This window comes from Nostoc sp. (assembly GCF_036919595.1).
GTDB lineage: Bacteria > Cyanobacteriota > Cyanobacteriia > Cyanobacteriales > Nostocaceae > Nostoc.
The window spans coordinates 14812-37464 of record NZ_JBALCO010000095.1 but is presented as its reverse complement, the minus strand read 5'-3'; the positions used below and the strand labels follow the sequence as shown (position 1 = coordinate 37464).

Genomic DNA, 22653 nt, shown 5'->3' with positions numbered 1-22653 from the left:
CCTAGTGAATCTGAGTTTACTTCAGCGCACTGGAGAACAAACTTACCAACTGCATCAGCTGATTCGAGAATTCTTGAGTGACAAGTTAGAAGAGTTAGCTGAAGCAGATGAACTCAAGCGTGGCTATTGTCAAGCAATGGTAGCCGTAGCACAGGATATTCCTGAGACACCCACATTGAGAGACATTGCTCAAGCAACCCTGGCTATCCCACACCTTGCAGAAACTGCTACAGTTTACCAGGCTTGGTTAAGCGATGATGATTTAATTTCGCCTTTTTTGGGCTTGAGTAGATTTTACCAAGGTCAAGGAGCCTATGAACAAGCTTTACCTTGGCATGAACAAAGTTTATCAGTTACTAGAAAACGTTTTGGGGATGAACACCCATCTGTGGGAGCTAGCCTGAACAATTTGGCACTCCTCTACAATTCACAGGGAAGGTACAGCGATGCCGAACCTTTGTACATCGAAGCTTTGGCGATGACAAAACGCCTGCTGGGGGATGAACACCCGGATGTGGCAACTAGCCTGAACAATTTGGCACTTTTCTACAAATCACAGGGAAGGTACAGCGATGCCGAACCTTTGTATATCGAAGCTTTAGAGATCGCACAACAACGGTTGGGGGCAAATCATCCCAATACAATAACCATTCGTAAGAATCTGGAATACTTGCGGCAGAATCGTCAGTCTTGATTCAGGAAAATGGTTGCTTTTGTCTGGCGTTGGTTTCAGCAATTTAGGTAATCTGCATCGGCTGCATTACCCGCCTGGGATTCAAATCCCAGTCTAATAAGTAGGCAACATAATTAATTACACAATATCATTGCAAATGCAGTGAAGCAAAATAATGCGATCGCACAACCTAGAACTACTTCTCTAGGATATGCTTTGCCAAGGGTGCGATCGCAATTACTGTAAATATTTTTGTTTACCTACTTAATGAGCCTTTGAACTCCGTTAACGAGTATCTTATCTCCGTTAACGAGTATTTTATCTCCGTCCACGAGTATTTTATTTCCGTTAACGAGTATTTTATTTCCGTTAACGAGTATTTTATCTCCGTCAACGAGTATTTTAGCTCCGTCAACGAGTATTTTATCTCCGTCAACGAGTATTTTAGCTCCGTTAACGAGTATTTTAGCTCCGTTAACGAGGCTTTTAGCTCCGTTAACGAGGCTTTTAACTCCGTTAGAGTAGTCTAAGTAATAAAAATGCCCAATTGTCATTGCGAATGGAGCAAAGCAAAATGAAGCAATCTCTGAGTCCTTGTGATTGCTTTGCTCCCCTGCGTTGCGATCGCAATCACAGGCTAATGAGTCTTTGATGTTCTCATTGAAAAACCCTGAGCAAATTAATGAGCATCAGTTCATTCGACTTTTGCAGGAATACAAAATACCTTGAAAAGGCTACCAGATTACTGCTGTAGCCTTTTTTGGTGAAAACAGATCGCTTTTCTTGAGGCGATCGCCATAATATCATCTGCGGTTAAACACAAATCAATTGCGATCAGAGCGTGGCAATCTCAAACCCTGAAAATAGCTGTAACTCGACTTCGTTGCGATCGCAATGACATATTACAAGAATAAGTCGCATATCGCGTGACTATAACCCTGCAAACCACTCATAGCCCTGATCCTCCCAATAGCCTTTAGTAGGTGACAAATTGCTGACGAAGGTAATTTGAGTCACCCACTTGCTTTGCTTGTAGCCTAGTTTAATTGGGGATGCTAGGCGCATCGGCGCACCATTATCAACTGATAAAGGTTGTCCATTCTTTTGATAAGCCATGAGAGTTTGCGGATGTACAGCAGAGGCAAGATCCCAGCTTTCATAATAGCCATCAGCAGATTTGAAGTAGACATAGCGGACGTTTGACTTAGGCTGTACCAGCGCTACTAAGTCTCGTAATCGCACGCCTCCCCATTCAACGATTGCAGCCCAGCCTTCAACACAGATATGGCGAATTACCATTGAAGTCAAGGGAAGTTTTTGAATATCTGCCATGCTCAATTGCATCGGATTACTAACCTCGCCATCAATCCTCAGCCGAAACTGCGCCGGATCAATTTGCGGGGTGAAGTCAAAGGTATTAATCAGCAATTTGTCTGCTTCTATGGCACTGACAGGAAATTCCGGTACTGGTTTCTGACTTAGCAGGAGTGCTTCAAAACGTTCATTCAGTGGCTCAGATATTTGCCACACATTATCTGAGAGCAAATTTGTCCCACAGCCACCTAAAAGAAAGCCTACGCCTGAAAGTCCAGATAGTTGCAGTAACCGCCGACGGGATAGGGTGCGTTTGGGAAGAATCAGACTCATGGAACCTCTACACGAACATAGACTTAATTAGACGGATGCTTCCTACCTTCAGGGCATGGAGCCAGCCAAAGTTGTATCTGCACATCTCAACCGAGAAGAATAACGATTGTTGTGGCTGCGATCGCTACGCCAGCTACGCAATCCAATTTCTTTGTGTAATATTTTGTTGGTGAATAACCTGTGCGCTTTGATGCTTCTGATAGTAATCTATGGGCAACAAAGGAACAAAGCGGCTTTTAAAGAAGTATTGGAAATATTTATGCAAATCTGACCATCATGTGAGCGCTAACTTAGCGATTAACCCTCTTTCGTCACTCTGGGAGAAGCCAATCGTTGAAAGCCTTTCAGAGTTTCAGTTTTCCAGTTTTGGATACAAACTTTAGTTACTGTTAGATAATATTGGCTCAAAGCTCGACTAAATCAAAGTTTCAAAATCTTGCTTCGATTATTATTTTCCCAAAGTGACAAAAGAGGGTTAAGGTGGGCACTATTACCCACCCAAACGACTCTAACTTGCTACTGTCTCAGCAGGGGCTGCCTCAGCAGCAGCTACGGGTAAATAAACACTAACTTTTTTACGGGTTTTGCCCTTTCTCTCAAACGTTACAACACCGTCGATTAAGGCAAACAGAGTGTCATCGCTACCAATACCGACGTTATTACCAGGGTGAAATTTGGTGCCGCGCTGACGCACGAGAATGTTTCCTGCACGTACAACTTGACCGCCATAACGCTTGACACCCAGACGTTGGGCATTAGAATCACGACCGTTGCGTGTACTACCTGTTCCTTTCTTATGAGCCATGATTTCCTCTTGTGTATCTACTTCTTTTTATTATTCAGCAGCGGTTTCAACTTCTTCGGCAGGAGTATCATCTGCAACAGGGGTTTCCTTCTCCGGTTCTCCTTGGGCAGCAAACACTGCACCGTTAAGAGTGATGGAGTCAATCATAAGTCTGGTAATTTCTTGACGATGCCCCCGCTTTTTGCGGGTTTTCTTTTTCGGCTTCATTTTGTATACCAGGACTTTACGACCCCTGAAATGTCGCAGTACAGTCCCTTCTACAGTCGCACCTGTCACTAGTGGCTGTCCAATGCTGACTTCGCCATCGTGCTGCACGAGTAATACGGAGTCTATTGTAACTTTTTCATCTGGTTCTGTCGTAAGCAGTTCAATATCGTAAAACCGCCCTGGCTCTACTCGTATTTGTTTACCGCCAGTTTCAATAATTGCGTAGGTCATGGAATTGTCCTTGAGGTTGCCGTACAGGTAGCTGGTCTTTATCTCCTATAAAGACGCCTTTACCAGCTTTTGTAATATGTCTACCTGATCCGAGCAGGAATTAGACAGACAATCTAATATCCTATTTTATTAACAGGTGTCAAGTCAAGCTTTCATTTACCAAAAGCCGTCATGGCTGCTCACCCATCCAAAAAATCTAAAGTGCATTTAAAATTCAGAATTAATGCTTTTTAGTTAAAGACTGCTTCCATCTTAGGACTGACTTTTACAAAGTAGGAGAAATATTTAGACTAAAACTTATATTTTCTTATCAGAATCAACACATTTTTATTCTTTGTTTTAAAATTAAACTTACAAGCTTAATCTAAAAGTTGTTCACAGAATTTAGTGAATCCACAGGAGTAAAATTACTACATTCAAACCTGATATTTAAAACAGGAGATAGACTATCATGACACAGCAAAATGCTACCCGACTTTTTCAAGCCGTAAAACAAGATCAAGCATTACAACAAAGACTCAAAGTAACAGCTGACCCTGAAGCCTTTATCAAGATTGCTCAAGAGCAAGGCTATGATTTCACCCTCGAAGAATTGGACAGTGAAATCAGCAAATTGTCTGAAGAAGATTTAGCCGCCATTGTCAATCCAGGATGGGGGATTAGACGCCACATTAATCCTAGATAATTCCTGTTCTAGGAATCCGAAAGTTTAGGAACAACTGAATTGACAAGTTTTGCTCCTCAAGGGGATATCGTTGCATCATCTCCTTTAGGGGCATTCCTGTTAAACGAAGCAACTATGCTTTCCATTTCCCCAGCTGCTTAACTCATAAGTTAGGATAACTGTATTTTAACAATACCCTGTACAGAATTAAGCGGCGATCGCAGGTCGTTATAGTCCAACATTATTGGGGTAATTGTAGCCAATATGGACGGAGCGATCGCAGAGGCTAATGATGCTTTTTTAAGAATGGTAGGTTATTCGCAAGAGGATTTACTAGCAGGGCTTCGATGGCGCGACATGATAGCACCAGAATATATTGAAGCAAGCAACAGTGCGATCGTACAACTCGAAACCAAAGGTGTGTGTCAGCCTTTTGAGAACGAATACATCCGCAAAGATGACATGGTGAGCGATATTGGTATGCCACAAGAAGATGGCTACACACTAATTCGTCAAGTTAGGGCGCTGCCAAAAGACCAAGGAGGACAAATTCCAGCAGTGGCGCTGACAGCCTATGCTAGGGCTGAAGACCGCAAGCCCTGTTGGCAGGCTTTCAACTCCATGTCCCCAAGCCAGTTAATGCGGGCGAGTTAGCAGCTGTAGTTGCCAACCTCACTGGACGTACTTGAAGAGGATGGGAGCAGGGGAAAATAATTTCTAGCTGTAATTTTAGCTCGACTTTATCCAAAATTAAGAACTCAGTTTTCTTTATCCGGCCAAAACCCTGGCTTTTTGGCAAATACTTTTTTCCCGTCACAGATTATCGATGAAGTTAATAAAGTAAAACTACTGTCCTACAAAGGTTTTAGCGATAGTGAGCCTGTTGCGAAAAAATGGATAAAGTCGAGCTTAGAGAATTAGCTTCAGCCTGCGAAAAAATTATTACTTAGTATTGTAGAAATTGGTAGAATTGGCTACCTCATAATCCCCTTGAAGGGTTGAATAGTCATGATTGCTCAAAAGAATGGCAATGGCAACATCCCTCGTACTTTGTGATCCTTTCAGTCTCTGTTCCAAATAAATCTGCCAAGAAATTTCTACATCACTTTCGAGAATTGGCTTCTCAATTGCTGTAACAACGCCGTCCTGCTTGGGATGAATCGAGGAAGCACTGTACTTCCACTCATTCCTATCCTTAAGAATTATGTCAGGAGAATCACCAATCTGTAATTGGAGATGTAACTCGTTTAAACGTACCCCTTGATATATGTCAAACATTCTCGATACAAGCCCTCCAGGGGTGCGTGCAGCTACTTCCATCAGAATCGGTTCTTCGCTACCTTCTTGGAGGAATAAATCAATATTGAGTACACCATTTTTGGGGTAACCGTGTTCTAAACTTTGTAACGTATCACTTGAAAATTGCCAAAGTTTATGAAATTCTGGATCTTCTTCTCTAACAATAATATTGCCGATTTGATGACCATAAATGAACTCATCATTAGGTCGATACTGCTTGCAAGCAGCAAAATAACAAGGTTGACCGTTTTTGATGACAACACTTGTATTGTATAGTTGACCTGTAATCAATTCATTGAATTCAAATTCTTCATCTGAATCTACATTGCTGTCACACCAGGCTTTCAATTCATCAATAGTATGAATTCTTCTGGTTTTTTCACTTCCGGCTCCAGTAACTGGTTTGATAAAGATGTGATTACCTAGTTCTTCTAGAACAAACTTTAAGTATGAAACTGGCTCTTTACGGTATTGGTCTTGAGCAAAAATTAGATACTTTGGCACCCGAATCAGGGAATTTTTGAGGGTAGATTTGAGGTAACTCTTATCGGTAAACTGGCGGATCATCGTTGGGCGATCGCCTGTAAGATTTAGAGCTTCACGCAACTGTGCAGCTAACAGCACTGAATACTGATCATTGGTGACAATCTGACAGTTGTCACCCAAAAGTTTATACTCAGTCTTAATCTGTTGATAGGTTTGGAGCAGATTTTGCAAATTATAAGGTTCTACAATCCGCACAAGATCCAAGTGTTGATACTGGGAGGGTACAACCTTACTGAGTCCTTCCCTACTACAGAGTAAAACTAGATTTCTATTATCTGATCGGATATGGCTAAAATCAGTTTTGCTGGATAGCATATCATCCAGCACAAAGACAGTCTGCTTATTGCTATCTATTTTACTACTGTTCAATGCAACTGGATTTGCCTCCTCACGGAGCATTTCTTGTACCAACTGGACAATTTCTTGTGAACATCCCCACGACAGAGTTACTCCAGACCCTCCATGTCCATAATTATAAAATACGTGTGTGTTTAAAACCCTTTCTACACAAACATTTTCCTCTGTTAATGGTCGTAAACCAATTCTAACAGGCTCCTTTTCATCTAGTGGGAGTTCTCTTAATTCCTGTAGAAACTCCAAGCAGCCATCATACATCTGTCGGATAATTGGAACCTCAAGAGATAGGTCTGTATTCCATTGGTCTTGCTGTGTTAATCCTCCCAAGACCACCAAATCATCCCCTCTAGGAACTATGTAAACGATGTCTTGCTCATTTAAAGAAGATTCTTCGTGGGAAATACAATGAGCGTCTGTTACAACTTTACCTAGATTCTTAACCCTGACAAGTGCGCCCCTCAAGGGATACATGGAAGTATCCCCTGTAGTTGCTATCGAACCTAGTCCAGCACAGTTAACAATTGCCTTTGCATTAAAACGACGAAGTAGTTCCTGTTCATTTTGAACTACATTGACAGTGATTTTTTCCTGAATGATCTCACATCCAATATCCTTTACCTGTTGAAGTAACCACTTCATGTAGACATCAGTGTTTGTCGTCGGAGCCATGTGTTTATAAGCATCTTTTATACCTCCTTTAAAACTCAAATCAATCGTTTCTTTGACAATCTGTAAGCCTCTTTCAAATCCATCAACCTTATCCTTCAACTCATTCATTTTACGAAGTTCAGTAGGTCGATTTTCCAAAACATCCTTGAAATAGAAATACGCATCCTTCAAATAAAGTCCTGTTTCTTCTGAACCAAACTCTGCGTGTATTTTCTTGAATTTATTATAGGTAGTCATACACCAGTCTTTAGAGCGTTCTAGGGATCTGGGAGCACCATGACTACCACAGACTGCTGGTGGCCATTCCCACAATGCACCTGCCACAATAGAGGTTAAATCTGCGGCAAAACGATCTGCAACAATTACAACTCTAAAACCTAGCTCTCTCAGACATATCGCGGTTGTTAGACCACTTACTCCCGCCCCAATTACTAAAATTTTTACATCATTGTCCGGCAATAGGTTACTCATTAAAGATTCTCTCGATTTTTTGCAGTACAAAAAAAATGCATTAACTTGCCCATTAATGATATTAAATCGGCTGCTTTGGGGCTTGGCGTAGGTTAAGAACTTCTTATTATTTGGCATTTGTTACAAACATTACTTATCAAGTATTTTAAAAGTATCTTTATTAACATAAAAATGTAACCTATCATATTAATAGTCAATTTAACTCATGCTTAATAGGGTTATCAAGCTACTCCTTGGGTGTTAAATAATCTTTTTTGATACTTATTGAGTTTTAAAAGTTATTGTTAAAGATAATGATTTTTGAATATATTATTTATAAATAAATGAATTACGAATAAAACAGTTAAGATACTTAAAAAACTTCAGTATCTCGAAAAATTAGCTGGAAAAATAAGGGTTTCAGCCAATATTTTTGAGGCTGGAGATCGTGAGTAGTCGCGCTCACAGGAAAGTCCATCCAGAACCGAGGTAAATGAGCGGCAAATCACCAGTTGATTTCGGCGGATTGCGTTTCCTAGTTCAAATGAAGGGCTGATAAAGCTTCTGGAAAACTTTTGAACTACTGAAATTCCCGATTTTTCCCACTCCTTTGCCTCTGTCAAGACTAAAATTAGAATTGATGTGACGTTCTCTAATAGCCAAAGTGTCAGAATCTCTGCCATTGCGCGATCGCTATCTTGCCTTAATCGATGAAATTGTCGAAACCACCCTCAAGGGCAAAATTAGCTCTGTTGATATGGTGTATCAAATGCTGCTTAAAGGAATCACTTCCGGTACAGGGGAAGTCTTTGAGCTAGCTTTGAGCGATCGCCTGAATGCCTTCCAAAGCCAAGTAGATAGTGAAAAAGACGAACTCAAGAAAGGCAAGGCGACTCGGAGTTTAAGAGCCATTAAAACCATTCAAAGTCAATGGCAACGCTGGCAAGAGCAAAACAAAGCCACAGAAGCGATCGCCTCCGCAGTTAGAGAAATTACCACATCTGCGGCAGAGGATCGGCTGGCGGTATTTTTACGGGTTACTGACCCCAATCAGAAGTATCCGCTAAATTTGCAACAGTTACAGCAATTGTCAAAAGCATTACAGCAATTTGCTCAGGTAGATTCTGATTTAGAACAATTTTCTGAAGGTATTACCCGTGGTTTAGCTTCTTGGCAGCGATTGCAAGACAACTTGCTCAGTTGGATGTACGAGCAAAAAGAATCTTTGGGATTTGGCGGCGTACCCGGAGAACGTGGCCCTTGGGCAACTTGGGCTAAACAACTCAATAGTGAATTATCCCAAGCACTGCTTCGCACCTTGGCTATGGAAGAATCGGCAATTGAGTTTGCCCAGCGACAACGGGGAATCACCCTCAGAGATTGGGTGGAAATGGCATTGATTTTACAGTACTTGCAACGGGGACTAATTAACTGGTTTGATCAACAAGCTTACAATGTTAAAGCCGGGCCAAAGTTGTCCATTTCAACTTTTTTGACCTTTGCAGTGATTTGGAGTCAGTTAGCAAGTGGTTTTGGCAGCATTGGGACAGTGTACGGCGATGCCTGTTCTCAAATTATGCTCCAGATTTTGCGAACCTTTGCCCAACGTCCGTATTTTCCCTTTTACGGCGGGATTTTTGCCTCTTTTACTGGCACTTATTTGCGAGATGCCCTCGATTATTTGGATGAACCCCTGCGACAAGGTGAGGGAACCCAGGAAAAGGCGCGAATTTTAACACTTTTAGGCTATTCTCAGCGTGCTTTGGGACAATATCAGCGCTCACTTGATTTTCATCAGCAGGCGCTAGAGATAGCCAGGAATGCAGGCGATCGCCCCTGTGAAATTGCCAATCTCAACCACCTCAGCCGTACCTACGTGCAAGAGCAAAATTATGCTGAGGCAATCAACTACAGTCAACGAGCATTAATATTGAGTCGGCAAGCAGGCGATCGCACAGGAGAAGCCAACGCGCTGGTAAATTTAGGTTATAGCGAAGTCATGCAGGCTCAAGAATTGGAAAACTTAGAACCAGAAACCTATGAAGCCGCAATTAATTATTTGGAACAAGGTTTAAAATTATCAGAAAAATTAGGCGATATTCAAAGTAAAGCCCTGTGTGTCAGCAGCTTAGGAATTGCCTATCTAGTAATTGGACAACACCAAACGGCAATTAAATATCTCGAAGATGGCTTTAAAACAGCGCAATTTTCCGGCGATTTGTATCTGCAAGGGCGTAACTTAGCTTATTTGGCAGAAGCTTATTATCATCTACAAAATTCTGAAAAAACTGTTTACACAGGCTGCTTGGGAATGTATCTTTTAGAGCAAATTGCTTCTAGTGAGTGGCATCAACCGGCAGGGTTACTGACAATTTTGCAAGGACAAATAGGGGCAGAAGCTTTCCAAAAGTTCTTACAGCAACATCGCCCTAAAATCATTGCGATTATTGGTGTAGATGGGTATGATCACATTCCGCAATTGTTAGAAGAATATAAACAAGATATGTAAACTAGTAATTTGATTCAGGTTTAAGAAATGAGACGTTGATAAAGAGTCAAGCCTGAACCCAAGAGTATTGTTACGCATACACCTGAATTCTGTTGTAGATTCAAAAAGTTTGCTTCTTTTCTATTTAGTAAGCCTGCAATAGATATTCACCATTGAAATGAATCAGGTGAGTTGAATCTTCAGCAACCCAAACATCCGTTTCCCAAGCAATCTCTGCCAGATATGCCACCATTGCCTTACGACTGAGAAATGTTGTTACCATCACCAGAGGTATTTGGGCACCTCTGAATAAGACTTCAAGTTCCTTCTTCCGTTTGGGATTAATTGGGCCATGTGAGGTTACAGCTTCAATCAGCACCAACCAGTTATTTGTTGTGAAGTGAATGATCACATCTGGCATTTTGCCGTGGGAATCGATGTTAACCCCCAAATCTAGCAATGCTGCTTTATCGAAGTGGGCGAACTTTTCATCTGTATCGCCAACATAGATGAGCTTTCCACTAGGAGTAAAACGAGGGGCAAAATCATTAATAATTTTTTCAATCAGAATATTCTGACCACCTGGCGATAAAGTTTTAATTTCCCCTGCAATCACTATAGGAATACGGGATATTTCACGTTCTTGAGCATACTGCTTTTTCAGAGTTTCAACCGAAGCAAGGTAGGTGCAAATGCTCTTTTCCCATTCGTCAGTACCGTAGGCTCGTAATAGTTCGAGCGCACTGTTTTCAATTTGATATACAGTTTTGGGACTGTTGATAGGGCGACTTAAATCATCTGGATTAGCAACTATCAAACCTGCATCCAGAAATTGATGCACTGTCTGGCGGCGAACTGTTTCCCGTGTATTGGGCTTATAGGTTTTGCCATAATGTTGAGCCATAAAGCCCATCATCGGCGTAATTCCCATAAAAGGGGAAGTTGCTAATTCCCAAGAGTCTATCGGTTTTAAGTCAAGCAATGCCAGAAGGTTTAAAGCTGACCGTTCGTTAAGCTGTGCTCGTGGAAAGCCCAATTTTGTCAAGATTTGCAGCGCTTCATCAATTCGAGACTTAGTTGCAATTGGATTATTATCTGACTGATTCGACATACTCAGTAGCTTATTTTCCATAAGTTCATCAATTTCTTGCAAGGAAGGAAACTGCTCTTTAATCGCCGTCCCAAAGAATAATAGCTGTGACAAATTAGGGTACTTTAATTTTCGCAAATCTGTTGCATTGACCTGAGTATGCCCATTGAACAACCTAAAAAAAGAATCAACTAGGGTTGAATTGAGATAAACAGCAAGCCCACGAGCCAAAGTAAGGCTAAGTCCACGCCCATTTTTATGAAAGTAATTCAAGTGATTTTCAAAGCCAACATAGGCATAATTAAATTGGTCGGCATTATAAACCACTGCAACAACACGCCTTTTCTCTTCTTTCGATGAAAATCTTTTGCATAAGACATAATGTTCATTTGGTATTAGAAGATTCGCTGTTTCTTCTATATGCACTATCGCTTGAGGCTTTTTTGTGATTTTTGGATACTCTACATATCCATTCGATAAATTCACCGGATAAATTAAAGGAACGGTATTGTTTTCTGGATTTGTCTTTAAGTAATCTTTTGCTCGGAAATCTACTACCCGTCCAGTTGAAACTGTTAGCCCTAAGTCTTTCAACGTACAGGTTAAAAGTTCCATTCGCTGAACGATTTGTTGGCTAATCTTATCTGGAATAATATGAATAAACTGCTCTAAATCATCGGGATGAACTAAGTCCGCATATGGTACAGAGTGTGACATTATCAAATCATCATTAGCACCATAACTGGTATTGATGATGACGCTGTTAGACTTTTGGCTTTGTTTTGTAGCTTGGATAATGATAGTTTCCTGCAAAATATCATCGTCACTAAATGCTTCTTGCCGCGACTCAAAAAGATGTACTTGTTGTAAAGCCATCATCTCTAAAAACATCTTGCGAAAGTCACGGAAATAGGGCCCATTGCAAAAACTGCGCGGGGTAATTGCTACAAACTCTCCATTTGGTTTTAGAAGTTGTGCTGTAGCAGCCATAAAACCAGTGTAAAGATTGCTAGTTTCCAAACCGATGGAACGCAGCAATTCGCGCACCTGGGAATGAGCATTGATTTTCAAATAAGGCGGGTTGAGAATAGCATGAGTAAATTCTGTTGCGTTTGCACTATTCAATAAACCAATCTGAAGCAACTTGACTGTATCTTCGATAAAATCAGTCTCACGAATTTCGTAATTGAAGGAAATACCCACATGCTTACATTCTCTCTCACATAGCTTTAGAGTCTGATGCAAATATCCAATTAGAAGAGGGTCAATTTCGTATGCTACAACGCGCAAACTTGACGTGTGTTGTCGATGCTGGCATACTTTTGACACAAAAGCGGCTAGTAATGAACCGATTCCTGCTCCAGCATCAAGCAAGGATATTTCAGGCAAATCCAGCCTATTAAACATTTCAGCCATCAATTGGGCTACTGAAGCGGGAGTCAGAAACTGACCCATCGACCCTTTTTGGTCTTGCCTTAGCTTTAAACTTACTACAGCCCGACGAAGATCCACTTCTGCAAGCAAGTTTCCACTTAATAGTTCTGCGAGGCTGGTAAAGCTCAAATTACTGTTATGACTTGCTACGAACGCTCTACTGCTTGATGGGACGATCACGGTCTGTTTTTTTAATTGCTATCAAATTTACAACAACTTTACAGCATCCTTATACCTGAAGCAGATCACATTTGCGATCGCCTTGTGCAAAACCTTAAATAGGATTAGTCCTAGTAATAATCGAAAAAACCGTGCCTAGTTTACCGCCGTAGGCATCGCAAATTTCAGCGATCGCTCCACAGCTTAACGAATCGCAACAGTCTCCATACAACAGAGATAACATTCCCCTCAAGTATATTTTCCAGCAAAACTCCATATTGAGCTTGCTTATTTAAATGAACTGTGATAACTTCATTGTAGTTTAAACTACTGCAAGTAGATTGACTTACCGTAGTTAATTTGATAGTATCACTATTCTAGTTAATAAATTTGTTGTTACTAGGTAGTTTAAAATCTGATATCAGGTAATTAGTAACGTATTTACGGTTATCAGCTAAAAGTTATTTGTAGCGTTGTCCACTGGACATTGATTGAACAATACGTATTTGCAGCGGTAAAAACTGCGATCGCCTATTGAGCCATAACCATAAATCATTTGTTGTCTCGCTAGTTTAATGGTGAAGCGATGTCTATACGACAAACCTTGACGCTTTCACCAGCAGTGAGGCAGCACCGTCTACCTAATTCATACGTAGGAGTTGAAAATTATGGTGCAAACTTCTCTCGTCCGCCCCAGCAGCAATCCCTTTCAACCACCGACCTTCGTCTCCATTGAATCGGAGCGTCGCCATCGCCAAGAACGCTTGGCAGCAGCCTTTCGGGTATTTGCACGTTTAGGTTTTGCTCAAGGATTGGCAGGACACATAACTGCCCGTGATCCCGAACTTACGGATCACTTTTGGGTCAATCCCTTTGGGATACATTTCAGTCGCATTCGGGTATCAGACCTGATACTAGTGAATAGTGAAGGTCAGGTAGTCCAAGGTGAAGGCAAAGTTAGTCAAGCAGCGTTTGCCATTCACTCTCAAATCCATGAAGCCCGCCCTGATGTCATCGCAGCGGCTCATGCCCATTCCTTCTACGGCAAAACTTGGTCAACTTTAGGTCGGTTGCTTGACCCAATTACCCAAGATTCCTGTGCTTTCTACCAAGATCATGCTCTATTTGATGATTTTACAGGCATTGTATTGGAGACAAGTGAAGGAAAACGCATTGCTCAGGGACTAGGCAAAAGCAAAGCTGCGATTTTACGCAACCACGGAATATTGACCGTGGGACACAGTGTGGATGAAGCCGCTTGGTGGTACATCAGGTTAGAGGATACTGCTAAGGCGCAATTGCTAGCAGAAGCCGTAGGAAAACCCATCCTGATTGACCACGACATCGCCTTAAAAATACAACAACGCGGTGGTACTCACCAAGCAGGCTGGGGTGGATTCCAATATTTGTGGGATGAAATTACCCACGACCAACCAGATTTATTTGATTAGGTATTAGGTATTGAGCATTGGGCAATTCAATTTTGGATTTTGGATTGATGATTTTAGATTAAATTTCAATTTTTTAACCCAAAATCGTTCGACTGAGCGTAGCCGTTCGCGTAGCGTTCCGCAGGAAAGTCTAGAATCTAAAATTCTTACTCCCCAGTCCCCTTGTCCCCAACATTTTCAGGAGAATTAATTATGCCAGTTGAATTTATTGGATTGATCCGGACAAAACCAGCTTCGGAATTAAATAGTGCAGCAGGTAGTCTGGGCGATGACATCATTGATCCAGCTTATGTTCGTGAATTTGCCAAAGCCCATGAAGAAGGAGGTTTTGACAAAGTATTGATTGGCTATAGTTCTAGTAGCCCTGATGGTTTGACTATTGCTAGTTTCGCAGCTTCAGCAACCGAGCGCCTGGGCTTTTTGATTGCTCATCGTCCGGGTTTTGTGGCTCCAACTTTGGCAGCTCGCAAGGCAGCTACCCTTGACCATTTTACCAACGGTCGGATAGCAATACATATCATTACTGGTGGCAGTGATGCTGACCAGCAGAAAGATGGCGACTGGCTGGATCATGACAGCCGCTACCGCCGCACCGATGAATATTTAGAAATCCTTCGTCGCATCTGGACAAGCGACACTCCCTTTGATTACGAAGGAGAATTTTACCGCCTCAAGGATGCTTTCTCGGCGATTAAGCCGCTGCAAAAGCCCCACATCCCGCTTTACTTTGGTGGTGCATCTGGCCCAGCCGTACAGGTAGGAGCTAAACACAGTAATGTCTACGCCTTGTGGGGTGAGCCAATTGCCGCAGTTAAAGAACGAATAGCACAGGTACGTGCTGCCTTACCACTCGGTCGTTCCGTTCGCTTCAGCGTCTCCCTGCGACCTATTCTTGGTGCTACAGAACAACAGGCTTGGGAGAAAGCACATAGCATTTTAGCGCGAATTCAAGACTTGCGAGGAGGGGCGAAAATAGCTACCCCAGCTAGACCCCAGGCGGTAGGGTCACAACGTCTGCTGGATTTTGCAGCCAAAAATGAAGTTTACGATAAGCGTCTATGGACACCGATCGCAGCAGCTACTGGTGCGGCAGGAAACACTACAGCTCTAGTGGGTACACCAGAACAAGTAGCAGAGGCTTTAGTTGATTACTATGATGCGGGTGTGACTACCTTGTTAATCCGGGGCTTTGATCCCCTAGAGGATGCGATCGCTTATGGGCGTGATGTCATTCCTTTAGTACATGCAGAAGTCGCACGGCGAGAACGGCAAACGGTTGGAGTCGCGAGTTAATAATCATGGTACAAACATCTGCGTCTACTAGAACTGTTGAATTAATCACAGTTGATACGGCATTAGCAGCTGCTAAAGCTGCTTTAAAAGAAAGCCGCAGTCTGGGAGTTGGCTGTATCTATTGCTGTTTACAACTCGTTTTTGACTCTGATTGCCTTTGTGCATGGTGATGGGGCAACTCCCCATAGCATCGAAACCAGCAAACGCAAAGCCCAAACCGCTGCTTCAATCCGCCGCCCCACTGGGACATTCTCAGATAACCTAGCAGTGGCATTACCCTTAGCATCTGGAAATTTGTTAACCAATCTTGGGGGTGGTCTGCCTATCCGTTTTGGTGGCGTGGATGTGGGAGCCATTGGCGTCGGTGGTGGCACTGTTGAGCAGGATATCGCGAGCGCTAAAGTAGCTCTTGGTGCGATCGGTGCTGACCCCATTGATTAACCATAGAGTCGAATAGACAATCTCCAGAAATTAAATATAGCTTATCCAGAACCCTTGTAGAGACGTAGCAGTGCTACGTCTCTTTTTTCACCAGATATCTAATTCGATTTTTTTAAAAAATCATGCATACTCGTTCAACTATTATCCAGTGCATAAACTAACCAACACTCAACAATAAGATGGCTATTCAAAACTGGATAATCATTTTTAAGCAAAGGGCTAAGGATATCTTTTACAATCTGGAAAAATTAATTTATAATCATTATATTTTAAAAGTTAGCCCAAATTTCAAAATATTTTCGGCTATTTTGATAGCAGATTTCATAACATTCAACACTTTTGCATAGATGATTTTAAAACTTGATAGATATGGACGATCGCTTTGACGAATCTTCATGAATAACTTCTTGACATCTAGTATAAACTATGGCAATGTATATTTAACGACAGCAAAATAACCGCACTCTAAAGCGTAGGTTTTTGGTGTTGTCTCAGCAGCAGAATTCCTAGTTTCCTGCCGAGCTTCGTGTCATCCCTTCGGCTGAATATTCAGCCCAATGTCAAGTCAACTGATTGACTAGACTTTCAACGGGAAGACAAGATGTTTGGGTAGATTTTCAGGGGAAAGGATGACGCGAAACCTGGTAGGAAGCCAGGAATTCTACGGCTGAGACTTAAACCAAACGAAAGCGACGGTAGAGAACTTTATGCTTATTAAGTAAGCTTGCCTGAAGATATGCAAATTCCAGATAAGCAGGATAACAAAGTTCAATTATCAAATGAAGAGATTTTTAAAAGAGTTGAGAAACTCATCTTGGAGACCTTATCAATACAGGATGAAGATATAAACCTAGATGATACTCTTTTTTTAGGACAGGAATATGATCATGTCACTACAGTCTATGGCTCTGTTTTAGATTTTAGTCAATGTTCATATCCAGAAAATTCGCTTGGAATGAAACCCTTAGATGGGGTAGAGTTATCAATGGCTTTAGAAGAAGAATTTGACATTGAAATTGCCGATGAAGAATTCAATGGCAAAACATCTATGACTATTAAGGAGCTTGTTGACTTTATTTATTTAAAACTTGGAAATGCTATGCATTAAATCTCCCGCAGTGGCTCATAGTGTGAAAAAAGAGATATTGTCGCACTATGTCCTAGTGCCTTGACGTGTGGGGTTTAGGGAGTAATTGTAATTTTATTGACAGTTAATGAGGGCGATGAAGATAAATTTGATTCCATGACAGTGTAAGCGCTGACCATTAGAGGATGTTTGAAAAACCCAGTTGAGTATAAAACTGGGTTTTATCAATACATCACAGTTTGCGGTTTTTTCATATCTGAATAAAAGTACATTTGTAAAGTTTCCCAACAGTCAATTTACGCAGCAATTCCCGAGATAAAATGCACAAAGTTCTAATATTCCATGATGAAAAACTTCTCCGCCGTTCGCTTACCCACCGTTCTTATGTCCATGAAAACCCTGGAGAAGGCGAACATAACGAACGCTTAGAGTTTCTTGGTGATGCTTTGCTGAATTTCTTAAGTGGCGAGTATCTATATAATTGTCACGCAGAAATGGGAGAAGATGAATTAACGCGGCGGCGTTCGGCGCTGGTAGATGAGAAGCAATTGGCAAAGTTCGCAGAGGAAGTAGGTTTAGACTTTAGGATGCGGTTAGGAAAAGGCGCAATTCGAGACGGAGGCTACCAAAATCCTAATTTGCTCAGTAGCACCTTTGAAGCTGTCCTTGGTGCTTACTATTTGGATAAAAATTCAGATATTGATGCAGTTCGCGCAATCATAGAACCGCTATTTGATTCTGTAGATCCTAAGCATATAGTTGTGTCTCGTTCTAATGTAGACTCAAAAAATCGCTTTCAAGAATGGGTGCAACGTAACGTTACCCCAACTCCTCCTAAATATTTCACAGAACATATAGGAGGCCCTTCTCACGCGCCAGAATTCATAGCAAAAGTATTGGTAGATGGAACAATTTACGGGGAAGGTAAAGGACGCAATAAGAAAGATGCAGAGAAAGCTGCTGCTGAGGATGCGCTAGCTAAGTTAAAAAAACAAGGTTTATTGTAAAAATGTTTTTTGATTTCACGCAGAGGTGCAGAGAAAAATTTTACGTCTTGGCGCGAAATCAACTCTCTATTTCTAAAGGCAAAATTACGGTAAAGGTAGAACCAACTCCCACTTCAGATACTAGGTTAATTGTACCTTGTAGTAGTTTCACCAAGCGGGAAACGATCGCTAATCCCAATCCTGTGCTATCAGGAAGATAGGGACGATCGCTAAAACTGACGCGAAAGTAGGGTTCAAATATCTGGGATTGGTTTTCAGGTGCAATGCCAATTCCAGTGTCACAAACTGCGATCGCCCATCTCTGGTTCTCCAACACCTGACACATTATAATAACAGTCCCCAACTCTGTATAGCGAATCGCATTACTGATAAGATTTGTAGCAATTTGTTGGAATTGAAAAGAATCTGTGATTAATTTTTTGGGAGCGCGATCGCAATCTACTACGATTTTTAAATTTTTCCCAGCAGCTAAAGGTTCCAACATTTCACACACATTATTGATTAATTCACGCACATCGGTGGATGCTAGGCGGAGTTTTATCTGACCTGCGTCATACCGCGAAAGTTCTAATACATCATTAATTAGGTGGAGTAATTGTCTACCATTGCGTAGTACCCGCTCAATATGTTCTAAATTGGCAGAGGTGTCCTTCACCTGTGTCTTTCGTCGTTGTTGGCGTAAAAACAGATCCGAGTAACCAATAATGGAAGTTAGAGGATGTTTCAATTCGTGGGCTAATTGCGAAAGATATTCTTGATTAGCGCTAATCAAGCGTGTGAGTTCCTGATTATGGAGTGTTAGTGATGACTGCAACTGCTGTAATTCTCGCAACCGCTCCTCAACATAACTTTTGAAACACCGGGCGATCGCTTCGTCTATAATAGCGTCAATCAAACGCATAGAACGAATTATCTCTACAGGTGTTCCGTTCAATAAATCTGGTTGTATAGTATCAAATATTACTGTTCGCAGCAAATGATATTCTCTAGCAATTTCTGCTGGATCAAAACCTTGTTCCGCTCGAATAATCCCATGCTGAAAACTAGCAGTAACTATTGACTCAATATCATTATCTTGAGATTTTGAAAGCACCGTTACCATTGCTTTTAAAACATCAGGGATATGATCCTTTACCGCTGTATAAGATAGGTCATCAGCACTTTCAATCCGTCTATCCTTGCGAACTGCTGCAATCCATTTATCTATGATGGTGTCCGTTTTTTCAGCCAGTACTTGACTAAAATCCATTTTGTTAAATTCAGCTAAGAGATAGATGAGTAAACTTCGATATGCAATTAGTTTAGCTAGTGCAGTGTCTTTAACCAAATTAAGCAATTTAGTTCACCTACCAAAAGAAATAGATTTTATTTTTTTTCTATTTAAGGAATAGGAACAACCACAACGGGAATAACGCTGTCCTCCTGTGGAATTTCAGGAGATAGATCCGCCAAAGGACTAACTGAAGAAGCCTTAGCTGTTCAACCAGTAATTAGATCCCAAGACTTAGAAAAATCCGATCTTACCGTTGGTTACGTTCCTGTTAATGATTGTGCGCCATTTGCGATCGCCTGGAAAAAAGGCTTCTTCCGCAAATATGGTTTGAAGTCACACTCAACCGCGAAGCCAGTTGGGCTACCTCCCGCGACGGTCTAATTTTTGGTCGCCTAGATGCTTCACCCGTAGTATCTGGTTGATGACACAAGCAGCGCGGTGGGGACAAATTAAGAAATTCTCTAAAAATGCTGAAAAACTAGCTGCACAAGGTTGGAGAACAGATTTATATCGGGAGATAGCATCTCAAATGGGCATCAAATGTCCCAAGGATGATTACAAGGTCGAACCACCAGAGGTATTTCTAGATAAGAAAGGCTTCGACCCCAGTGATCCTGTGGGCTATCTGAATAGTTTTGCCATCAGGGCTAACGCTCCTACTAACTTTTTCACGTCTTAAATTACAAGTTCAAATATTGACTGATGACTAAATTATTTCCGGAGCATTTGATGATGGAATATACCTCATTACCTATTAATACCCAGAGCGAAGTTCTGTCCCGCCCTGGATTTTTAGAAATTTAAAATTTAGTCAAGTCTTATCCGACACCTGATAAAGATAACTTTGTCGTTTTAGATGGGGTTAATCTGACGATTGGTGAAGATGAATATATTTCTGTAATTGGTCACTCAGGTTATGGAAAATCAGCTCTACTAAAGATAGTAGCTGGGTTAAAAAAAGCCACTTCCGGCTCAGTAAGGCTAGATGGACAAGAAATTCGTCAGCCAGGAGCTCAAAGGATGGTGGTATTTCAGAACTATTCGCTGTTACCTTAGTTCACAGTACGAGAAAATATCCGTTTAGCCGTGGATGAAGTGTTAAAAAATGCTAATCGGGCTGAAAAAATTAGCATTGTAAATCAGCACTTGGCAATGGTAAACTTGACGGCGGCGGCTGACAAATATCCTGATGAAATTTCTGGAGGTATGAAACAACGAGTAGGTGTTGCCAGAGCTTTAGCAATTCGTCCGAAAATGTTACTGATGGATGAACCTTTTGGGGCACTAGATGCACTAACTCGTGGCAAATTGGAGCGGCAAGCATTAGATATTTGGGAAAATAATCGGCAAGCAGTGATGATGATTACCCACGATGTAGATGAAGCAATTTATATGTCCGATCGCATCCTATTGATGACCAATGGCCCGGCTGCTAGTATAGGGGAGATATTGGAAGTTCCTTTTAAGCGTCCACGCGTTAGCGTTCGCAAAGCGTCTCCGTTAGGAGAAGCTGCTTTGAAAGAGGCTCGCGTCGCCATGCGAAACTCAAAAAAATATTTTGAATTCCGCAACTACGCCTTAAATTTCCTTGATCGACATTTTGCCTAAGACGAGTAAATTAGATTATCATTTTTTTCAGTGGGTAGCCTAATTCAAATTCATGAAAGCTGGATTTGGAACGGAGGAACCAATGTTTGGGGCTAATCTTACGAGAGACACCTTCCAGTCTTAGCCCGTCAGCTAACTCCGTAGGCAATGGAAGGAACCCCCAAGACCTTGGCTGTAATACAGTTATTATTGGGGTTTCCTTGACTGATTTCAGATTTGAGATTTTGGTTATCGTCACTCAATCTAAAATCCAAAATCGTTCGACTGAGCGTAGCCGAAGTCCAAAATCCAAAATTTGTCGCCCTGCTTCTCAATTGTTAATTCATTTCATTGGGAGAAGTAAAGCTGTGCAAATCAAGCCAATGTTAGCACGTCTGCAAAGTGCCACAGGTCGAAATGACTTAATTGAACAAATGGTACTACTGCCAGAACCAAAAAAATCTTTTTCTAAAAAACCTCAACAAGCAAAAGCAGTTAATTTAATTGTTGCCTATGACGCATCTCCTAACAGTCATACGGCACTAGATATTGCTTTCTGGATTGCCCATCAAACGCGTTTAGCCACTAATGCACAAGTTACAGTTCAAGCCGTTTATGTGCTAGAAGACAATCAAAGCAGCCAGTATCCAAATATCTTGAGTTTTCCAATACAACAGACTTCATTAGAGTGTCAAGTTAGTGAAGTATCAAAGTCTGTCACATTGGTATTAACTCAACCCCAATTGCAGACAGTGGTAACTCCCCTGCAACAAGCAGATATAATTCTTTGGCAAGCCCGGAGTCTGGCTGAAGAATGGCAGGGTTCTTTTAAATCTCATTTGCGGTTTGGCTGCATTTCCACAGAACTTAAGAAAGTTGTTGACTCAGAAACTGCCGATATTCTGTTTCTCGGTTGCCAATCTATTAATCATCCGATGATTGAGGCATTAAGTTCTAATTTCCCCTGCGCTGTTTTGGGTATTCCCAGTTGTATTGATGAATAATCGCTGTTTATAATTTCAGTAATTTTTATCAAATTGTAATCATATATAAGTCACCTATAACTAGGTGGCTTTTTACTATTATGTAACCAATTAAATTTCGGGAGGAGTCCAACCAAATAGAAAAGCATTACAAGCGACACGGTTGTAAGCTTTAGCAACAGGTGGTAAATTGTTATAAGGACGAGTAGTACCAATTCTTTGTGATAACTGCACAAAACAAGCTTGGTGAGACGAACAAGGGGCAAAATCCCCTTGTTCTGGAGCTACCTCAGAGGTAATCAGTGTAACTCCTCAGTTATCATTAATGTTGAATGAGGTGTAGCACATCGCGCAGGACACTATAACCGGCTAAGTCCCAAAGTAAATAAGCAAGAAAGCCAATGGCTGCCAAGCGACCATTCCAAATTTCCGCTTGAGGAGTAAAGCCAAACAGAAAAGCATTGCGATCTACGCCGTTGTATTCTGTTGCAACAGGTGGTAAATCAGTAGAAGGACGAGTTTCTTTAATTGCCATTTGTTTCTCCAAAATTTAGTAGCTTTTTAGGTGTTTAATTTCTATCTAGTAGCCAATCAGATGTAAAACATCGCGCAAGACACTATAGCCGGCTAAGTCCCACAGTAAATAGGCAAGAAAGCCAATAGCTGCCAAGCGACCGTTCCAAATTTCCGCTTGAGGAGTAAAGCCAAAAAGAAAAGCATTGCGATCTACGCCGTTGTATGATGCTGCAACAGGTGGTAAATCAGTAGAAGGACGAGTTTCTTTAATTGCCATTTTTTTCTCCAAAATTTAG

Annotated in this window: 19 protein-coding genes, 3 pseudogenes and 1 riboswitch; of the genes and pseudogenes, 12 read left to right on the top strand and 10 right to left on the bottom strand. The window is 41.4% G+C overall.

What is annotated here, in order from left to right; translation table 11 throughout:
• Positions 1-4: 4 nt before the first annotated feature.
• Positions 5-694 carry a tetratricopeptide repeat protein gene (locus V7K21_RS14380; protein WP_335175274.1) on the top strand — a complete coding sequence of 230 codons (690 nt, stop codon included), beginning with the start codon at positions 5-7 and terminating at the stop codon, positions 692-694.
• Between the two features lie 239 nt (positions 695-933).
• Here V7K21_RS14380 and V7K21_RS14375 read toward each other — a convergent pair whose 3' ends face one another.
• The 4 genes from V7K21_RS14375 to rplU form a co-directional block, all read right to left on the bottom strand.
• Complete coding sequence (locus V7K21_RS14375; protein ID WP_335175272.1) at positions 934-1227, bottom strand: hypothetical protein; 294 nt, start codon at positions 1225-1227, stop codon at positions 934-936.
• Positions 1228-1603: 376 nt separating this feature from the next.
• Complete coding sequence (locus tag V7K21_RS14370; protein WP_335175270.1) at positions 1604-2320, bottom strand: molybdopterin-dependent oxidoreductase; 717 nt, start codon at positions 2318-2320, stop codon at positions 1604-1606.
• A gap of 508 nt (positions 2321-2828) precedes the next feature.
• Positions 2829-3125: a 50S ribosomal protein L27 gene (gene rpmA, locus V7K21_RS14360; protein WP_335175268.1), complete on the bottom strand. Its 297-nt coding sequence runs from the start codon at positions 3123-3125 to the stop codon at positions 2829-2831.
• Between the two features lie 30 nt (positions 3126-3155).
• Positions 3156-3563 carry a 50S ribosomal protein L21 gene (gene rplU / locus V7K21_RS14355; protein WP_273763262.1) on the bottom strand — a complete coding sequence of 136 codons (408 nt, stop codon included), beginning with the start codon at positions 3561-3563 and terminating at the stop codon, positions 3156-3158.
• A gap of 451 nt (positions 3564-4014) precedes the next feature.
• Here rplU and V7K21_RS14350 point away from each other — a divergent pair, with 451 nt between their 5' ends.
• Together V7K21_RS14350 and V7K21_RS14345 are read left to right on the top strand one after the other, a co-directional pair.
• Positions 4015-4248, top strand: coding sequence for a Nif11-like leader peptide family natural product precursor (locus V7K21_RS14350; protein ID WP_335175266.1), 234 nt, complete (start codon positions 4015-4017; stop codon positions 4246-4248).
• A gap of 219 nt (positions 4249-4467) precedes the next feature.
• A pseudogene (locus tag V7K21_RS14345) lies at positions 4468-4916 on the top strand (PAS domain-containing protein).
• A gap of 253 nt (positions 4917-5169) precedes the next feature.
• Here V7K21_RS14345 and V7K21_RS14340 read toward each other — a convergent pair.
• Positions 5170-7569 (bottom strand): FAD-dependent oxidoreductase, encoded by a 2400-nt coding sequence (locus V7K21_RS14340; RefSeq protein WP_335175264.1) that lies wholly within the window; start codon positions 7567-7569, stop codon positions 5170-5172.
• 643 nt (positions 7570-8212) lie between these two features.
• On the opposite strand from V7K21_RS14340, the gene V7K21_RS14335 reads away from it, so the two are divergent.
• Positions 8213-10057 (top strand): tetratricopeptide repeat protein, encoded by a 1845-nt coding sequence (locus tag V7K21_RS14335; RefSeq protein ID WP_335175262.1) that lies wholly within the window; start codon positions 8213-8215, stop codon positions 10055-10057.
• Between the two features lie 124 nt (positions 10058-10181).
• On the opposite strand, the gene V7K21_RS14330 is transcribed toward V7K21_RS14335, so the two are convergent.
• Positions 10182-12689, bottom strand: a complete 2508-nt coding sequence (locus V7K21_RS14330) for a BsuBI/PstI family type II restriction endonuclease (RefSeq protein WP_335175260.1) — start codon at positions 12687-12689, stop codon at positions 10182-10184.
• Positions 12690-13387: 698 nt separating this feature from the next.
• Here V7K21_RS14330 and V7K21_RS14325 point away from each other — a divergent pair.
• The 5 genes from V7K21_RS14325 (at position 13388) to rnc (ending at position 17998) form a co-directional block, all read left to right on the top strand.
• Positions 13388-14170, top strand: a complete 783-nt coding sequence (locus tag V7K21_RS14325) for a class II aldolase/adducin family protein (RefSeq protein ID WP_335175258.1) — start codon at positions 13388-13390, stop codon at positions 14168-14170.
• Positions 14171-14362: 192 nt separating this feature from the next.
• Positions 14363-15463 carry an LLM class flavin-dependent oxidoreductase gene (locus tag V7K21_RS14320; protein WP_335175256.1) on the top strand — a complete coding sequence of 367 codons (1101 nt, stop codon included), beginning with the start codon at positions 14363-14365 and terminating at the stop codon, positions 15461-15463.
• 108 nt (positions 15464-15571) lie between these two features.
• Positions 15572-15904, top strand: coding sequence for a GlcG/HbpS family heme-binding protein (locus V7K21_RS14315; RefSeq protein WP_335175254.1), 333 nt, complete (start codon positions 15572-15574; stop codon positions 15902-15904).
• A gap of 736 nt (positions 15905-16640) precedes the next feature.
• The gene (locus V7K21_RS14305; protein ID WP_335175252.1) at positions 16641-17012 is read left to right on the top strand and encodes an acyl carrier protein; all 372 of its coding nucleotides are present in this window, start codon (positions 16641-16643) and stop codon (positions 17010-17012) included.
• Between the two features lie 299 nt (positions 17013-17311).
• Positions 17312-17998, top strand: coding sequence for a ribonuclease III (gene rnc, locus V7K21_RS14300; protein ID WP_335175250.1), 687 nt, complete (start codon positions 17312-17314; stop codon positions 17996-17998).
• Positions 17999-18056: 58 nt separating this feature from the next.
• Here rnc and V7K21_RS14295 read toward each other — a convergent pair whose 3' ends face one another.
• Positions 18057-19247: a sensor histidine kinase gene (locus V7K21_RS14295; protein WP_335175248.1), complete on the bottom strand. Its 1191-nt coding sequence runs from the start codon at positions 19245-19247 to the stop codon at positions 18057-18059.
• 138 nt (positions 19248-19385) lie between these two features.
• Between V7K21_RS14295 and V7K21_RS14290 the strand changes: the two are divergent.
• The 3 genes and pseudogenes from V7K21_RS14290 (at position 19386) to V7K21_RS14280 (ending at position 21862) form a co-directional block, all read left to right on the top strand.
• Positions 19386-19950: pseudogene (locus V7K21_RS14290) on the top strand (ABC transporter substrate-binding protein).
• A 53-nt stretch (positions 19951-20003) separates the two neighbouring features.
• Positions 20004-20879 (top strand): annotated as a pseudogene (locus V7K21_RS14285) (nitrate ABC transporter ATP-binding protein).
• A gap of 47 nt (positions 20880-20926) precedes the next feature.
• Positions 20927-21041, top strand: a riboswitch (cyclic di-AMP (ydaO/yuaA leader).
• Positions 21042-21241: 200 nt separating this feature from the next.
• A complete protein-coding gene (locus V7K21_RS14280) occupies positions 21242-21862 on the top strand; it encodes a universal stress protein (RefSeq protein WP_335175301.1) in 621 nt (206 codons plus the stop codon).
• Between the two features lie 90 nt (positions 21863-21952).
• Here the strand turns inward: V7K21_RS14280 and V7K21_RS14275 are convergent, their stop codons facing one another.
• The 3 genes from V7K21_RS14275 to V7K21_RS14265 all read right to left on the bottom strand — a co-directional run bounded on the left by V7K21_RS14275 (position 21953) and on the right by V7K21_RS14265 (position 22634).
• Complete coding sequence (locus V7K21_RS14275) at positions 21953-22075, bottom strand: hypothetical protein (RefSeq protein WP_335175246.1); 123 nt, start codon at positions 22073-22075, stop codon at positions 21953-21955.
• An 88-nt stretch (positions 22076-22163) separates the two neighbouring features.
• Positions 22164-22376: a high light inducible protein gene (locus V7K21_RS14270; RefSeq protein ID WP_335175244.1), complete on the bottom strand. Its 213-nt coding sequence runs from the start codon at positions 22374-22376 to the stop codon at positions 22164-22166.
• Between the two features lie 45 nt (positions 22377-22421).
• Positions 22422-22634: a high light inducible protein gene (locus V7K21_RS14265; RefSeq protein ID WP_335175242.1), complete on the bottom strand. Its 213-nt coding sequence runs from the start codon at positions 22632-22634 to the stop codon at positions 22422-22424.
• Between the last annotated feature and the right edge of the window lie 19 nt (positions 22635-22653).